Here is a 16,111-nt window from a genome sequence, read left to right as displayed (position 1 = left end):
GCCGCGAGGTCGAGGTGCGACCTCTCCCTTCAGAGGGCGCCTCGGGTGCGCTCACGGCGTCGTCGCCGGCTCGCCGACGAGCGCTGCGGCGCGTGCCACCATGTCGTCGATGCGGTCACGCTGCTCCTTGAGGAAGACAGACGTGTAGTCATCGGCCATGACGGCGTTCTGCAGGTCGATCTCTGCGGCCTTCCAGCGGTCGATGAGATCCGTCTCATCCTTGCAGGCGACGTCGGTCGTCGCCATCTCGATCTCCTCCGGCGAAGGATCGGCCGTGGGGTCCGGCGACATCCGCACGTCGTCCACCGGCTGCTCGGGGAGGACGACGTCATAGCCGTGCGACCGCATGCACTCCGACCATTCGGCGAGGGCGGCCATGACGCGAGGGTCGATCAGGGAATCGCCGGAGACCTGGCGAGCGAGCCTGCTCGCCATCGTGTCCAGCGCGCGGGTGTCGCCGTAGAGGTCCTGCGCCGCGTCGCCCAGACACCCCGCCGTGGGCGGAGATGTCGGCAATCCCTCCCCGGGCCGAAAGCCGTAGAGCGCTTCGTACTCGGCATCCGAAGGCTCCGGCGCCTCTCCCGCCCACGTCGTGGAGACGGTCTCGAGCGGGACGGATTCGGGATCGTGGTACCCGAATCGGGCGGCCGCAGCGGCATCCGTCACCCCGTAGTGCCTCGTGATCGTCGTCGTGTGCTCGACGGGAGGCTCTGTCGGCACGGGGTAGTCCGGGAACCCGTGAGCGGCCATGCACTCCGCCGTGAGCACCACGACGGCGTCCTGAAGGAGCTGCCGCTCCTCCTCGTCGGCGTCGAAGGCGTCGAGGGGGAACTCCGTGCTCGTCCCGGTGGCCTCCGCTGGGGAGTCACCGACCTCATCGGACGGCGCCGCGAAGGTGCACCCGCACAGCAGCACCGACAGCGCGAGAACCCACGACGACGCGTACCTGTGCGCGATCAGCCGCGGCGAAGCCCGCGTCGGACGACCACTGATCACATCAGCACCTCGGCCGCGCGCGTCAGCATGGCATCGATCTGCGCCCGTTCCTCCGTGAGGGTCTCGAACTGCTCCTCGATCGCCGCGTTGTGTAACTCGATCTCCACCGTCAGCCAGACCTCAACCAGGTCGGTGTCGTCCTTGCACACGATGTCAGCAGAGGCCATCGCGATCTCGGCCGCCGATGGTTCAGGAAGCGAGAGGTCAGCGGCATCCATTGCTTCCTTCGGCCCCGCGACGTCATAACCCTGTCCTTGCATACACATCGACCAGTCGTCAATGGCCGCAATGACGCGGTCGTCCGAATACGAGTCCCCGTGGAGTTCGTACGCGAGCAAGTTGGCAGTCATCGGCATCTCGGCACTGTCTCCGTACACCGCCACAGCGGCTTCGCCGTAACAGCCCGATGTCAGCGGAGCGGCAGGGTCGATCTCGGAGAACGGCGCGCCGTACAGCGCTGTCTCCTCTGCCTCCGAAACCTCGTCGGGCGCGCCCTCTTCCTCGCCGTCGTCCGGCCCTCGGAAGCCGATCTTCTCAGCATCGGTGAGGTGATAACCGAAACGTGCGGCATCATCAGCGCTCATCACCCCGTATCGGCGCGTCAGCGACGTCGTCTCAGGCGGCGCGGCGTTACTCGGCCGGTAGTCGGTGAACCCGTGCGCGGTCATACACTCCGCCGTCAGCGCGCTGATGGCACGGGTGAGCGTGTTCCGCTCTGCGGCACTTGGCTCGAAAGCGTCCAGCGGAAGCACCGCGGCTCCGCTCGACGCCGCGGCTTCGCGCTCCGCCGGCATCCCATGCTCGTTCGCATCCGTCACCCCATTCGCATCCGTCGCGGGGATAGAGGTGCATCCGACCAGCAGGAGAACCGTGAGAGCGAGTAGGAGCGACTCCGGCTTGGATCGAAGTGAGGCCATCGCCGCACCCTACTCGGTGATTCGGAAGGAACGGTTGTTGTTCCGAAGAGTACCGAGATTGCTGACGCTGCCGTTGGGCCCGATTGTCACCGAGGGCTGGCCGAAGTTGGCAGAGTAGTAGATGATCGCACTCACCCCTGCGCCCCACCTGTTCTGCGCGGAAGCCGCGTTGTTTCCCACCCGCTCCCCCGCCCCGGCGCCGTTATTGGGCCAACGGTACATGGTCGGAGAGATGAGGTCGGGCATATAGCCATCGCTGAAATTTGTGCTCGCACCCGCGTACGAGGGGCTGTAGAAGAAGCAGAGCCTGTAGGTGCCGCTGCATCCGGAGTATTGCGCCGCCTGAGCCGGGGCACTCACAGCCACAACCGACGCGGCCGCCATGGCCACCGTCGCAATGGCTGCCCCAATTGCCTTGATCTTCCTCATCTTCATGTCAATTCCTTTCCGGCTCGAAATGTTCGATAGCAGTCTTGATATGAACGTTCGTTCGGCGCGTGATCCAAGCGAGCGATCTGAGAAATCCGTACAGCGGCAGTAAACCGTGCCGAGAACTCTTGGTGTTAGCCCCGCATGGGGCCATTTCTCATGTAGCGACTTGCTCGTGCGCTCAGCGCATGTGTCCGTTGCGGTATGTCCAAGCGACGAGATCGGCGCGGGAGTGGAGGTCGAGCTTCGACATGATGCGCTTGAGGTGTCCCTTGACGCTCGTCGGTTGGATGCTGAGCTTCTGCCCGATGGCCTTATCGTCGTGCGGCGTGATGCTCAGCGCTTGGAGAACTTCGATCTCCCGTCCGGTCAGCGGCCCGCTCATCAGCCTCCTTTGTTGCCCGATCGACGGATTCCACCGCCTGTAACGTTGGAGGAGTCGACGTGGCCATCTTCAGAGGGGAATCCTGAAGCGAGACTGATGTTACTGGCCGATCGAACATCGTCCCCGGGCTCTCCACCGCCTTCGCCAATTGTTCGCCGCCCGTTTATTTGCACGCCGTCTGAAAGACGTCTTGGTCCCCAAAAATGATCGCCTTCTGCAACTCAACACGGTGGGTCGCAAGACGCGCGTGACGGGCACCCGACCGCAAGAATGATCGACCGCTGAGCACCCGGCGTTGAGAATCCGAGCACGCAAGCACTTGAGCCGTTGCTCCAGACCACGTCCGGCAACGGCCCAAGCCGCCCCGCCATGGCTCGGCGTTGAGCATCAGCACGTTGAGTAGGAGGCCGCCCGCTTCATCGGGCGCGGGGAGTGGCGTGCCGCCTCGACCAGGCGACAGCGACCGCGGCTCAGTCCCCCGCGAGGAACGCGACGCCCGCGCCGCGGAAGTCGCGCGATCCGGGCGCGTTGAAGTGGTGCCGGCCGGGCACCTCCAGGAACCGGCCGTTCGGCACCGCCGCGGCCAGACGCTTCGAGTCCTCGAGGATCGCGTCCTCCGATCCCGTCGCGAACAGCGTCGGCTGCTGCGGCGGGTCACCCAGATCCGGATCCGCGTCGCCGAACCGCATGCCGCCGGCGAGCGCCACGAGCGCGCGCAGGTCGTTGCCGGCCACGCGCTCGGCGAGCGTGACGTAGTTGCGGGTGACGGGATCGGTCACCTCGGTGCCGTGCTCGGCGAACGCCCGCGCCTGCGCGAGGTCGAGCCGGCCGAGCGGCCGCCCGTCGGGGATGCCGCCGAGCACGGCCCGCTCGATCCGCTCGGGCATGGCCACCGCCGCGTGCCAGCCGACGCGCGCGCCGAGCGAGTAGCCGGCGTAGCGCGCGGTGTCGATGAGGTACGTGTCGAGCGTCACGCGCACGTCCGAGACGAGCGCATCCATCGTGTAGTCGGTCGGCTCGTGCGGCTTGTCGCTCGCGCCGTGCCCGCGCTGATCGATCCCGATCACGCGGAAGCCGGCGCGCAGCAGCTCGCGCACCCAGCCGGTGGCCACCCAGTTGTCGCGGCAGCTCGACGCGAACCCGTGCACGCACAGCACGACGGGCGCGCTCTCGTCCTCCCACCCCCACGTGTAGGTGGCGATGCGATGGCCCTCCTCGCTCATCACGAAGCGGGGATCGGGCAGCTCGGTGATCAGCGGAGCGGTCATGGCTTCATTCTCGCGCGTTCGCGACGGCCGCGCGGCCTGCGCCGCGTCCGGCCCGCACACCGAACCGCCCCGCCCGGGGAGCAGAGCGCTCGACCCGGGCGGGGCGATGGTGTGAGGGTGTGCGGGACCCGAACCCGCACCCCACGCGTTGAGGTCCCTTCCCCCGAAAGGATCCGCTCGCGTGCCTTCAGGATGACAGCGCGCGCTCGCGGGGTCCGGAGGCTTGACATCGGGCCGCGCGCCGCGTAAACAGGGCCGCCCCTCCCGAGGAGCATGCTCGAACCCGGGAGGGACGGTCCAGCGCGGAAACGCGACTGCGACACTACGCGCGATGAGCCGGCGAGGGAATACCCCCGGGCAAGACATGAGGAACCGCCGGGCGGTGCCACAGATGCCTGTCGTCGCACCACGGGGCGCGCGGCTCCGGCCCCTCGCGTCAGGTCGAGAAGGCCGCCGCGGCCCGGCGGTTCAGCTCGTCGAGCTGCCGGCGGATCTCGCGGTGCCAGCCGCGGAGGCGGCCATAGCGCTCGGCATCGCGCGACGGCGTCACGGCCGGCGCGAGAGCGGTCATCGCGCTCAGCGCCTCGTCCCATCTGGGTTGGAGACCCGAGCCGACGGCCGCGCAGACCGCTGCGCCGATCCCCGCGGCGTCGTCCAGCACCGCCCGACGCACGGGAAGGCCGAGCACATCCGCGATGATCTGCACGAGCAGCGGGGACTGCGCTCCCCCACCCGTGACGATCACCGACTCGAACCGTCGGCCGAGCTCGTCCGCCATGGCCTCGATGTGGTCCGCCATCGTGAACGCGATCCCCTCGAGGATCGCCCGGTGCAGGTGCCCGCGCCCCTGCATCCCGGAGAAACCCACGATCGCACCGCGCCGGTAGGGCGCGTCGTCCGGGGCGAGCCAGTCGAGCACGGCTGCGACGCCGTCGCTGCCGGGTGCGACGGCCGCGGCTTCCTTCCCCAGCTCACGATCCAGTGCATAGAGGTCGTCGCCCTCCGGGACGTCGGACTGGACGATCCCGCGCAGCCAGCTGACCGTCCACATCCCGCGGCGGATGCCGACGGATTCGGCCAGATACCGCCCAGGACGAGACCCGAAGTTCACCCAGTGCGAGGCGCCGCCGTCAGGTCGGTCTGCCAGCGTCATCGACGAGATGTAGGTACCCAGCGACAGCAGCACGTCCGACGGAGAGGACAGCCCGGCACCGAGCGCCTCGACGGCCTTGTCGTTCGCCGTCGCGAAGACGGGGGCACCCGCCGGCAGCCCCGTCGCCCGCGCGGCGGCATCCGTGATCGTTCCCAGCGGCGCCCCCGGATCGACGAGCTCCGAGAGCATCGACGGCTGCATGCCCGTGCGGGTGTAGTCCCGCGGATCCTCGCTCCAGCGCCACGTGCGCTGATCGATCGGCCACACGCCCTGATAGTTCGCGGCGGCGTCCGTGAAGCGTCCGGTGAGGCGATGAGCGACGTAGCCGGACGACGTCGTCACGCGCGCCACCCCCGGCACGGGCTCGTGGGCACGTCCGACGCGCTCGTCCATCCAGCTCAGCATCGGCTCCGCGAGCGTGCCGTCGGCGCGCAGCAGCGCGCGGCAGAACCTGATGGTGCACAGCCCCACTCCGACGATCTCCGAGACCGGCCCGGTGAAGCGCGCCATCACCGCCCGGCACGCCGCCGCGATCGACTCCCACACGTCGTCGCCCGGGTGCACGCTGCGCCCCGGAGACGGCGTGTCGTAGGCGCGCAGCCCCACCCGAGCGGACGCGTGCACCCGCCCGCGCTCGTCGACGATGAGGACCTTCGTCGACTGGGAGCCGTTGTCGATCGCGACGACGTACGGCACGTCAGGCCTCGAGCGGAAAGATCGTGCCGGGGTTCATGATGCCGTTCGGATCGAGCGCGGCCTTCATCCGCTCGAGCAGGACGAGAGCCGAGCCGTGCTCCTCCGCGGTCCATGCCGTGCGGTACTTGCCGATCCCGTGGTGGTGCACCATCGAGCCGCCGTGGCGCAGCGCCTCCTCGACCACGATCGCATTGAGGGGCTCGTGGTACTGCGTCAGCTCCTCACGCGGCTCGCAGCGGATGTCGTAGTCGTAGACGAAGTACAGGTTCGTCCCGGTCTGGTAGCTGTGCGACGAATGCGCGCCGAGCATCGTCAGATCCGCCGCGCGCGGGAACTCGGTGCGCACGCGGTGCATGACCGACTCGTAGAGCGCGACGACCTTCGACCAGTCGACCGAGACCTCCGTCGTGTAGCCGAGATGCGCGGTCTCGAGCATCTCCCGCTTCTCGCGGTCGATCTTGTCCTGCCCCCAGTTCAGCCCCGCGAACCACTGCTCGATGAGGGCATCATCCACCCGCACGTGCTCCTTGGCGGCGAACACCTCCTCGATCGCGCTGGCGGTCGCATCGGCCAGCGGCTTCGGTCCCTCGGCGACGAGCACCACCACGTTGCGACCTTCGTGGAAATGCGCGAAGTGCTGACGCGCGTCCTCGGGCGAGTACACGCGCGCGACCGACGGCCGGTATCCCTGCGTGACGAGCTCCCGCAGCGCCTCGACGCCCGTGCCGAACTCCTCGGTGAGATAGCCGAAGAAGCGCATGTGCTCGGGCTGATGCGGCCAGATCTTGACCGTCACCTCGGTGATGTACGCGAACGCGCCCTCGTTGCCGATGAGGAGATGCCGGATGTCCGGTCCGGCCGCGCGGCGGGGGACGTTCTTGATCCGCGTGACCGTGCCGTCCGCGAGCACCGCCTCGAGGCCCACCACCATGTCCTCGATGCCGCCGTAGAGCGTCGAGAACTGGCCGATGGAGCGCGTCGCGACGAGACCGCCGTACTGCGCCAGGGGCTTCGACTGGGGCGAGTGACCCGTGGTGTACCCGAGAGCGCGCAGCTCGTCCTCGACGCGCTGCAGGGGTGCGCCGCACTGCACCGTGACCATCATGTCGTGCGTGTTCACGTCGAGCACACGGTCCATGCGCGAGCCATCGAGCACGATCGTGTCGGGGACGACCACCTCGAGGCCTCCCTCCGTGGCCGTGCGGCCGGTACGCGGCACGACCGCGATCCGGTGCTCGTTCGCGAACCGCAGCACCGACGCGACATCGGCGGTGGACTCGGGGTAGGCGATCGCCGCGGGGAACGGCCCGTCGAAGATGCCGTGAACGGCCGTGTACTTCTTGAAGCGATCGACGCTCGACTCGCGCAGGGCCGTCTCGTCCGTGTCGACCTTCGCGGCGCCGAGCAGCGCGACGAGGCCGTCGACGATCTGCTCACGTGCGAGCGTGGAGGGTGCTTCGGGCATGGTGTGTCTCTCCTGAGTGGGTCAGCGCAGCAGGTAGCCGCCGTCGACCACGAGGGTGTGGCCGGTGACGTAGTCGGATGCGGGGCTCGCGAGGAAGACGAGGGCGCCCATGAGGTCGGACGGATCGCCCCACCGCCCCGCGGGGATGTGGTCGAGGATGCGGCCGCTCGCGGCGGCGTCCGAGCGGGTCTTCTCCGTCAGCGCCGTCGCGAAGTAGCCAGGCGCGATGGCGTTCACCTGGATACCGGCACCGGCGAGCTCGTCGGCGTACGCCTTCGTGAAGCCGACGATGCCGGCCTTGGACGCGGCGTACGCGGGCGACTGGCGCCCGCCGAGGAACGAGAACAGCGACGCGACGTTCACGATCTTGCCCGAGCCCTGCGGGATCATCGCCTTCGCCGCCGCCTGACCGAACTCGAACGCCGCGGTGAGGTTCACCGCGATCATCGGGTCCCACTTGTCGCGACCGAACTCCGTCACGTCCTCGCTCAGCAGGTTGATGCCGGCGGAGTTGACGAGGATGTCGAGCCCGCCGAGCTCCGCGACGCACGCGTCCACCATGCGCTGCGGTGTGCCCGGCTCGGTGATGTCGGCCTGAGCGAACGCGTAGCGCGCTCCCCGCTCCTCGACGAGCCGGCGGGTCGTGCCGTCGTCGTCGGCCAGGGACGGCACGAACACGTCGGCGCCCGCCGCGGCGAGCGCGACGCTGAAGGCGCGTCCGAGCCCGCCGTTCCCGCCTGTCACGAGGGCGCGACGCCCGTTCAGCGAGAACAGCCTGGTGCTGAATCCGGTGATGTCCATCTCAGTTCCCCTTCGGCGCGAACGGGTCGGCGATCCCCACGTACGTCGTCTCGAGGTACTCGTGGATGCCCTCGAAGCCGCCCTCGCGCCCGATGCCGGACTGCTTGACGCCGCCGAACGGCGCGGCGGGGTTCGAGACGACGCCTGCGTTGAGCCCGAACATACCCGTCTCGAGCTCCTCCGCCAGGCGCAGTCCGCGATCCAGATCGCGCGTGTACGCGAAGCAGACCAGGCCGTACTCGGTGGCGTTCGCGAGCCGGACGGCCTCGTCCTCCGTGCGGAACGTGACGATCGGGGCGACGGGTCCGAAGATCTCCTCGCCGAGGATCGTCGCATCCGCAGGCACGTCCACGAGCACGGTGGGCTCATAGAAGTACCCGGCGCCGGGCAGGGCGCGCCCACCGAGCGCAACGCGCGCGCCCTGGGCCACGGCGCCGTCGACGAGCGAGGCCACCTTGTCCCTCGTCGCGGCGTCGACGAGCGGACCGATCGTCGATTCGGGCTCGGTGCCGCGAGCGGGGCGGAAGGCCGCCACTCGCTCGACGAACCTGGCCGTGAACTCCTCGGCGAGCGACTCGTGGACGATGAACCGGTTGGCGGCGACACAGGCCTCGCCGCCGTTGCGCAGCTTCGCGGCGACGGCGCCATCCACGGCGGCGTCGATGTCGGCATCCTCGAAGACGAGGAAGGGCGCGTTGCCGCCGAGCTCCATGGAGACCCGCAGCACCTGATCGGCCGAGTCCGCGATCAGCCGGCGCCCGACCTCGGTCGAGCCGGTGAACGACAGCTTCCGCAGCCGACGGTCCTTCAGCAGCGGCCCCGTGACGGCCCCAGCGCGCGTGGTGGGGATGACGTTGAGCACGCCGGTGGGAAGCCCCGCCTCCTCGAGCACGCGCGTGAGCAGCAGTGCCGTCAGCGGGGTGAGCGCTGCCGGCTTGAGCACCATCGTGCAGCCCGCGGCGATGGCCGGCGCGACCTTCCTGGTCACCATGGCGAGCGGGAAGTTCCAGGGCGTGATGAACAGGCTCGGTCCCACCGGGCGCTGCACGACCAGCAGGCGGTTGCGGCCGTCGGGCGCCGTGGAGTAGCGGCCGCTGATGCGCGACGCCTCCTCGGAGAACCAGCGCAGGAACTCCGCGCCGTACGCGACCTCGCCGCGGGACTCCGCGAGCGGCTTGCCCATCTCGAGCGTCATCGCGAGGGCGAACTCCTCGGCGCGGACCGTGACCGCCTCGAACGCGCGGCGCAGGATCTCGGCTCGCTCGCGAGGCGCCGTTCGTGCCCATCCGGCCTGCGCCGCGTGCGCGGCGGAGAGCGCGGCGGCGCCGTCGTCGGGCGAGGCATCCGCCACCTGAGCGAGCACCTCCTCGGTCGAGGGGTCGACGACATCGAATCGTGACCCCGTGGAGGCCGGACGCCACTCGCCCGCGATATAGAGGTCGGAGGGCAGCGACGCGACGAAGGCGCGCTCATCCCGGACGCTCATCGGACGGCCTCCTCGGCGAGGGCGGACGGGCGCGCCGCGGGCGTGCGGCGCAGCGGTGCCTCGAGGAGGTCCTCGTACAGGCGGAAGGGCGCCATCTCGCCGGCGCGATCGCCGTACATCGCTCGCGCGCGGCGGAACTGCTGCTCGACGAGCGCAGAGAGCTCGAACGGCATGCCCACCGACCGCGCCAGGTCGACGGAGAGCCCCAGGTCCTTGCACGCGAGCGCGAGCGCGAACCCCTCGTCGTAGTCGCCGTGGTCGAGGATCGAGAGCACGTCGTGCTCGACGAAGTTGCTGTTCGCCGGGCTGGCCACGATCGCGTCCCGCAGGACCGACAGGTCGACGCCGGCCCGTGCGCCGACCGCGAGGACCTCGGCGGTGGCGACGAGGTGCGAGAACCAGAGCTGGTTGATCATGAGCTTCACGGCGTATCCGGCCCCGTGACCGCCCACGTGCAGGATCCGCTCCGGGTCTCCCATCGCGTCGAAGACGGGGCGCAGGCGCTCGACATCCTCGCTCGCACCCCCGATGAAGATCTGCAGCGTGCCGTTGGCCGCGCCGACCGACATGCCACTGACCGGCGCATCGAGGATGTGCAGGACGCGGTCGGCATGATCGCGGCGCACGCCGTCGGCGACCTCGGGAACCGAGGTGGACATGTCGATCCACGTGCCGCCGTCGCGAATGCCTGCGAGGATGCCGGACGGTCCGTTCAGCGCGTCGGACACGTGCCGGGGCGTGGGCAGCATGGTGATGACGAGGTCGCTGTCCGCGGCCACCTCGGCGGCCGTGTCCACCCAGCGGGCGCCTCCGCGGACCAGTTCGTCAGCGGCCTCGCGGCGCAGGTCGGTGACCACGAGCGGGAAGCCTGCGGCCTGCAGGTTGCGGGTCATGCCGCCGCCCATGCTGCCGAGGCCGATGAAGCCGACGGTCGGGAGATTCTGGCTCATTCGGGATCCTCGCGTCTCAGGAGGCGGGTGCCGTGTAGAAGGGGTTGCGGGGCTGCGCGCGGGCCGCCAGCACGTCGGCGAGGGCGGGCGTCGACCGCACGCCGTTGCGCAGGGCGTTCGCCGTCGCCTCCCGGTTGTTCCGGTAGATCGCATCGGCGTCATCGGCGCCCGGATTCACCCAGACGGCCGCGATGATGACGTCCTCGTCGGCCTGCTGCTCGCTGATCACTCCCTCCGCGACGGCGTCGGCGACGCCGGCCGCGACGCCGGCCTGCGCGGGTCCCCAGATCAGGGAGCCGTGCTCGTCTCCGGCGGGCGCCGACTTGCTGACGAACAGCGTGAGCGGCTTGACGGGGAGCGAGGGAGCGAGGACGGTCACGAAGGGAACGTGCCCGGCGCTCGGCGTCGCGAGCGCCGTGGCCCATGCGACGCCCGCGGGGCCGGAGCGGGCCCCCGCTACCGTGTTGATGTGTGCGGCGTTGACGCCGTCTCCGACGAAGCTCTCGCCGATGCGCAGGTCGGCCATGCGTGCCCTCTCCTTCGAGTGGTGTGGATGCGCCCACGATAAGAGGGGTGATGCCGTTACGCCACTTGCCGATGCGCAAATGGCAACAGTCCCCGTACAGTGTTGGGCATGACTGCGGAGAAGATCAGCCCCCGGCGCAATGTGTCCGGGCTCGGCCGAGACATCGAGATCCTCGAGGTGCTGGGCAGCGCGGAATCCGTCGCCTCCGGAGGGCTGGGCGTCACGCGCGTGGCGCAGCTGACAGGGCGCGACAAGGCGGTCGTGTCGCGCACGCTGGCCACCCTCGCCGACGCCGGGCTGCTCGATCGCGACGAGAGCACGCTCAGCTATCGCCTGGGCTCGCGGCTGTTCGCGCTGGCCGCGCTGACCGTCGAGAGCCGCCTCACGCGCGAGTCCCGGCCGATCCTGCGCCGCATCGCGCAGCGCGCCCGCGAGACGACGCATCTGTGCGTGCTCCGCGGCGGCAACGTGCTCACCATCGCCAGCGAGCTGAGTCCCCACGAGTTCCGCACCACGGGTTGGGAGGGCGTCACCACCGCCGCCTGGCGCACCCCGTCCGGTCGCGTCCTGCTGAGCGACTGGGACGACGAGGCACTGCGCAGCTGGTATGCCGAGCACGGGCGCGATCAGGCCATCGTCGGCCCGGTTCCTCCGAACGTGGCCGGCTTCTCGGTGCTGCAGGCGCCGCCGCCCGAGAAGGTCGTGGTCTCAGACTACGAGTCCCTCATCGAGGAGCTCGGGCGCATCCGCGAACGGGGCTACGCGCTGCTCGACGAGGAGCTCGAGCTCGGCGTGGTCGGAGCCTCGGCACCCGTCCGCGATTTCACCGGCAGGATCGTGGCGGCGCTCAACGTGAGCGCGCCGAGTATGCGTATCCGGGACCGACTCGAGAGCATGGCTCGCTTTGTGGCGTCCAGCGGAGCGGAGCTGTCCCGCATGCTCGGCTACCAGGGCTGATTGCCATACGATCAACGCAATTTGCCCATACGGTGACTGCAGCTAACGTCTGTGGGTGCTGAAGCGGGCTCTCGCCCCCTCAACGATGAGATTGGTGCACACACATGTCCCACGTGGCCCCCACAGGATTGATCGATGTCGATGGCGACCAGGAGCAGATGAACCCGCGGGCACGCGCGTTCCTCACACGGCTCACCGTGGTCACCGCCGGCGGGATGTTCATCGACGGCTACATCTTCGCCGTCATCGGCGTGACCATCGCGCTGCAGACGTTCAAGGCCGAGCTCGGCGTCGACGCCTTCTGGCTCGGCATGATCTCCTCGGCGACGCTGATCGGCATCTTCGCCGGCGGATTCCTCTTCGGCTGGCTCACCGACCGCTTCGGCCGTCGCCCCCTCTTCGTCGCCGACCTGCTGTGCTTCGCCGTGGCGGCCGTGCTCATGTTCTTCGTGCAGGAGCCGTGGCAGATGTTCACCCTGGGGCTCGTGATGGGCCTCGCCGTCGGCGCGGACTATGCGATCGGCACCCCCCTCCTGTCGGAGTTCTCCCCCAGAGCGGCCCGTGGGCGGCTGGGCTCGAGCCTTCAGATCGCATGGAACGTCGGGTACATGGTGGCGTTCCTGATCGGGTTCCTCGTCACGACCGCGCACCCCGACGCCTGGCGATGGGTGCTCGCCTCGGCCGCCGTGCCCGCCATCCTCTGCCTGATCGCGCGGCACGGCCTGCCGGAGTCCCCGCGCTGGCTGCTGTCGAAGGGACGGGTGGACGAGGCGCGAGAGGTTCTCGGGCGACTCGGCTGGAAGCTCGAGTCGGGCGACTTCGCACTCGAGAGCACGGAACCCACGCGTGTCACCGCCCTGTTCCGGAGGGGACAGCTGGGACGCACCGTCTTCGTGTGCCTGTTCTGGATGGCGCTCGTCCTGCCGTACTTCGCGATCATCTTCTTCCAGTCCGACGTCTACCGGTCGCTGGGGATCGAGAACCCCATCCTCACGGCTCTGCTCGGAACGATCGTCGTCGTCCTGGGTGTCACCCTCGGCACAGTGCTGATCGACCACGTGGGACGGCGCCGGCTGCTCATCGTGCCGTTCTGGGTCATGGCCTCCGCGCTCATCGTCGTCATCTTCGAACAGTCGCTCCCCTCGGCACTGACGGTGGTGTGCTTCTTCGTCTACCTCTTCGCGTACGGCGTCGCGTCCGTCCTCTGCGGCGTCTATCCGATGGAGCTGTTCCCCACGGCCATCCGCACCACCGGGGTGGGGTTCGCCACCTCGGTCACGCGCATCGGCTCGGCCGTCGGCACGTTCGTCTTCCCCCTCGTGCTCGCCTGGAACGTCCCCGTCGCGATCGCCGTCATGGCGGCGATCTGCATCATCGGCGCAGTGGCGTCGCAGATCTACGCGCCCGAGACCGCGCGCCGATCGCTCGCGGAGGTCGCCGTCGCGGAGCTCGGGGCACGCTGAGGCCGCGACCTCCTGCACCGCCGTTGCCATTTACACAACGCCGGTTGCACAAATACACCCCGTCCCCCTAGCGTCACCAATGCATCGTCCGCAACGGGTGCGGACGTCTCGATGAAGAGAGGAGCACCGGCATGACCGAGCTCGATTTCGCCGGCCTCCTCACGTTCTGGGCGCGCCGGTGGGACGACATCCTCGAACTCGTCCTGCAGCACCTCGCCGTGGTCGCACTCAGCGTGCTGATCGCAACCGTCCTGGGCGTGCTCATCGGCATCGCGGTCTGGAACCGACCGGTGTCGCGCTCGTTGACGATCGCCGCGGCCGGCGTCGCCCTGACCATCCCGTCCCTGGCGCTGCTCGCGCTCATCACGCCCCTGTTCGGGCTCGGCTGGACGCCGACGGTGCTCTCGCTCGTCTTCTACTCGTTGCTTCCGATCGTCCGCAACACGGCCGTCGGCCTTCGCGAGGTATCCCCGGCGATCATGGAATCCGCGAAGGGCATGGGCATGTCGCCGCTGAAGACGCTGCTGGCCGTGCAGATCCCGATCGCATGGCCGGTCATCCTGACGGGCGTGCGCGTGGCGGCGCAGCTGACGATCGGCATCGCGGCGATCGCCGCCTATGTCGCGGGCCCGGGCCTCGGGCAGTTCATCTTCCAGGGGCTGTCGTCGCTCGGCTCCCGCAACGCCCTCAACTTCGCACTGACCGGCACGCTCGGTGTCGTCGTCCTCGCACTGCTCATCGACGGCGCCTTCGTCCTCGTCTCCCGCTTCTCGACCTCAAGGGGACTCCGTGTCTGAGACCACCACCGGCATCGCCGCCTCCGCCCGCAACACGACCGGCGTGGGCATCACCCTCGATCACGTCACCAAGCTGTACCCCGGGCAGACGACACCCGCCGTCGAGGACTTCTCGATGGAGGTGGCCCCGGGCGAGCTCATCATGTTCGTCGGCCCGTCCGGCTGCGGCAAGACGACGACCATGAAGATGATCAACCGCATCATCGAGCCGACCTCCGGCTCCATCGCCATCGACGGCCGCGACGTGCTGCAGCTGGACGCGAACGAGCTGCGCCGGCACATCGGCTACGTGATCCAGCAGATCGGCCTGTTCCCGCACATGACGATCGCCGAGAACATCGCCGTCGTGCCCCGGTTGCTGGGCTGGTCGAAGCAGCGAATCGCGGAGCGAGTCGACGAACTGCTGGAGACCGTGCAGCTGGACTCGGCGACCTTCGCCTCCCGGTACCCCAAGCAGCTCTCCGGTGGCCAGCAGCAGAGGGTTGGCGTCGCGCGCGCCCTGGCCGCCGATCCGCCCGTCATGCTCATGGACGAGCCGTTCGGAGCCACCGATCCGATCACCCGCGAGCGCCTGCAGGCCGAGTTCCTGCGGCTGCAGGCGGACATCGGCAAGACCATCATCTTCGTGACGCACGACTTCGAAGAGGCCGTGCGCCTCGGCGACCGCATCGCCGTGCTCTCCGAGCGCAGTCAGATCGAGCAGTTCGACACCCCCGCCAACATCCTGGCCGCGCCGGCGAACGACTACGTGCGCTCGTTCATCGGTCACGGCGCCGCGATCAAGCGGCTCGCGCTCATGCCCGTGACCGAGGCGTCGCTCGGCCCGGCGACCGGCGCGCGGGGAGCCGCGAGCATCGCGGCGGACGGCACGCTCCGCGACGCGCTCGACGCGCTCGTCCTCACGGGACTGCCCGCGGTGGACGTCGTCTCCGCCGACGGACGCGCGCTCGGCTCCCTCTCCTACGCCGCCGTCTCGGCCGCCCTCGGCGCCGACCTCGGTGACGTCGCACCGGCGAGCGCGCGATGACGATCACGACCGAGACACAGACGCTGCAGGCGTCGCGAGCGCTCGCGCCGACGAAGCGCCGCTTCCCGCTGCGGCGTTTCGTCACGCCCATCGTGGTCGCGCTCGTCCTGGCCGCCCTGCTCGCGTGGGCATCCTCCCTCGAGCTCGACTCGATCGAGCAGCGCACGCTGAACTGGACCTACCTCACACTCCGCATGGGCGAGCACCTCAGCCTCACGGTGGTGGCGTCGGCGCTGGTCGCCGTGCTTGCGATCCCGATCGGCATCGCCGTCGCGAAGACGCCGTCGCGTGCGGTGCGGGCCGTCGTCCTCGCCCTCGCGAACATCGGCCAGGCGACCCCCGCCGTCGGCGTCGTGATCCTCCTGGCCATCGTGTGGCAGACCGGATACGCGACAGCTCTGGTGGCCCTCGTCGCCTATGCGTTCCTTCCCGTTCTGCGCAACACGATGATCGGCATCCAGCAGGTCGACGCGAACGTGCGCGAATCCGCCCGAGGCATGGGCATGCGCCCCTGGCAGGTTCTGACCCGCATCGAGCTGCCCCTCGCCGTCCCCGTCATCCTCGCCGGCCTGCGCACCGCCCTGGTGTTCTGCGTGGGCGTCGCGACCATCGCGACGTTCATCAACGCCGGCGGGCTGGGCGACATGATCGTCAACGGCCTGAAGCTGCAGCGCTACCCCGTCCTCGTCGTCGGCGCGGTCCTCGTCGCCTGCATCGCGCTCCTCATCGACTGGGTCGCGGGTCTCGTGGAAGACCTCGTCACCCCCAAGGGTCTCTGACCCCTCCCGCCCCCCT

Annotated in this window: 16 protein-coding genes; 5 read left to right on the top strand and 11 right to left on the bottom strand. The window is 69.3% G+C overall.

Going from position 1 to position 16,111, the window contains the following annotated elements; genetic code table 11:
* Positions 1 to 51: 51 nt before the first annotated feature.
* The 11 genes from ACODR5_RS03990 to fae all read right to left on the bottom strand — a co-directional run bounded on the left by ACODR5_RS03990 (position 52) and on the right by fae (position 11,072).
* Positions 52 to 996, bottom strand: a complete 945-nt coding sequence (locus tag ACODR5_RS03990) for a hypothetical protein (protein WP_488982809.1) — start codon at positions 994 to 996, stop codon at positions 52 to 54.
* Positions 993 to 1,814, bottom strand: a complete 822-nt coding sequence (locus tag ACODR5_RS03985) for a hypothetical protein (protein ID WP_488982808.1) — start codon at positions 1,812 to 1,814, stop codon at positions 993 to 995. The genes ACODR5_RS03990 and ACODR5_RS03985 overlap by 4 nt, the downstream gene beginning before the upstream one ends.
* Before the next feature lie 108 nt (positions 1,815 to 1,922).
* A complete protein-coding gene (locus tag ACODR5_RS03980) occupies positions 1,923 to 2,348 on the bottom strand; it encodes a hypothetical protein (protein WP_488982807.1) in 426 nt (141 codons plus the stop codon).
* Positions 2,349 to 2,523: 175 nt separating this feature from the next.
* The gene (locus ACODR5_RS03975) at positions 2,524 to 2,727 is read right to left on the bottom strand and encodes a response regulator transcription factor (protein WP_488982806.1); all 204 of its coding nucleotides are present in this window, start codon (positions 2,725 to 2,727) and stop codon (positions 2,524 to 2,526) included.
* Between the two features lie 470 nt (positions 2,728 to 3,197).
* The gene (locus ACODR5_RS03970; protein ID WP_488982805.1) at positions 3,198 to 3,995 is read right to left on the bottom strand and encodes an alpha/beta fold hydrolase; all 798 of its coding nucleotides are present in this window, start codon (positions 3,993 to 3,995) and stop codon (positions 3,198 to 3,200) included.
* 436 nt (positions 3,996 to 4,431) lie between these two features.
* Positions 4,432 to 5,844 (bottom strand): FGGY-family carbohydrate kinase, encoded by a 1,413-nt coding sequence (locus ACODR5_RS03965; protein ID WP_488982804.1) that lies wholly within the window; start codon positions 5,842 to 5,844, stop codon positions 4,432 to 4,434.
* A gap of 1 nt (position 5,845) precedes the next feature.
* Positions 5,846 to 7,309 (bottom strand): FAD-binding oxidoreductase, encoded by a 1,464-nt coding sequence (locus ACODR5_RS03960; RefSeq protein WP_488982803.1) that lies wholly within the window; start codon positions 7,307 to 7,309, stop codon positions 5,846 to 5,848.
* Positions 7,310 to 7,330: 21 nt separating this feature from the next.
* Positions 7,331 to 8,110: an SDR family oxidoreductase gene (locus ACODR5_RS03955; RefSeq protein ID WP_488982802.1), complete on the bottom strand. Its 780-nt coding sequence runs from the start codon at positions 8,108 to 8,110 to the stop codon at positions 7,331 to 7,333.
* Position 8,111: 1 nt separating this feature from the next.
* The gene (locus ACODR5_RS03950; RefSeq protein WP_488982801.1) at positions 8,112 to 9,596 is read right to left on the bottom strand and encodes an NAD-dependent succinate-semialdehyde dehydrogenase; all 1,485 of its coding nucleotides are present in this window, start codon (positions 9,594 to 9,596) and stop codon (positions 8,112 to 8,114) included.
* Positions 9,593 to 10,546 (bottom strand): NAD(P)-dependent oxidoreductase, encoded by a 954-nt coding sequence (locus ACODR5_RS03945; RefSeq protein WP_488982800.1) that lies wholly within the window; start codon positions 10,544 to 10,546, stop codon positions 9,593 to 9,595. Before ACODR5_RS03945 ends, ACODR5_RS03950 begins: the two co-directional genes overlap by 4 nt.
* 16 nt (positions 10,547 to 10,562) lie before the next feature.
* Positions 10,563 to 11,072: a formaldehyde-activating enzyme gene (gene fae, locus ACODR5_RS03940; protein WP_488982799.1), complete on the bottom strand. Its 510-nt coding sequence runs from the start codon at positions 11,070 to 11,072 to the stop codon at positions 10,563 to 10,565.
* A gap of 108 nt (positions 11,073 to 11,180) precedes the next feature.
* Between fae and ACODR5_RS03935 the strand changes: the two genes are divergently transcribed.
* The 5 genes from ACODR5_RS03935 (at position 11,181) to ACODR5_RS03915 (ending at position 16,095) form a co-directional block, all read left to right on the top strand.
* Positions 11,181 to 12,029: an IclR family transcriptional regulator gene (locus ACODR5_RS03935; RefSeq protein WP_488982798.1), complete on the top strand. Its 849-nt coding sequence runs from the start codon at positions 11,181 to 11,183 to the stop codon at positions 12,027 to 12,029.
* Positions 12,030 to 12,133: 104 nt separating this feature from the next.
* Positions 12,134 to 13,492 carry an MFS transporter gene (locus tag ACODR5_RS03930; protein ID WP_488982797.1) on the top strand — a complete coding sequence of 453 codons (1,359 nt, stop codon included), beginning with the start codon at positions 12,134 to 12,136 and terminating at the stop codon, positions 13,490 to 13,492.
* 131 nt (positions 13,493 to 13,623) lie between these two features.
* Complete coding sequence (locus ACODR5_RS03925) at positions 13,624 to 14,289, top strand: ABC transporter permease (protein ID WP_488982796.1); 666 nt, start codon at positions 13,624 to 13,626, stop codon at positions 14,287 to 14,289.
* Entirely contained in the window at positions 14,282 to 15,316 is a 1,035-nt protein-coding gene (locus ACODR5_RS03920) for an ABC transporter ATP-binding protein (protein WP_488982795.1), read from the top strand. Before ACODR5_RS03925 ends, ACODR5_RS03920 begins: the two co-directional genes overlap by 8 nt.
* Positions 15,313 to 16,095 (top strand): ABC transporter permease, encoded by a 783-nt coding sequence (locus ACODR5_RS03915; RefSeq protein WP_488982794.1) that lies wholly within the window; start codon positions 15,313 to 15,315, stop codon positions 16,093 to 16,095. Before ACODR5_RS03920 ends, ACODR5_RS03915 begins: the two co-directional genes overlap by 4 nt.
* Positions 16,096 to 16,111: the final 16 nt, after the last annotated feature.

This window comes from Microbacterium sp. FG3, assembly GCF_057809335.1.
Note: the sequence above shows the minus strand (reverse complement) of the source record. Positions and strands in the feature narration are given on the sequence as shown.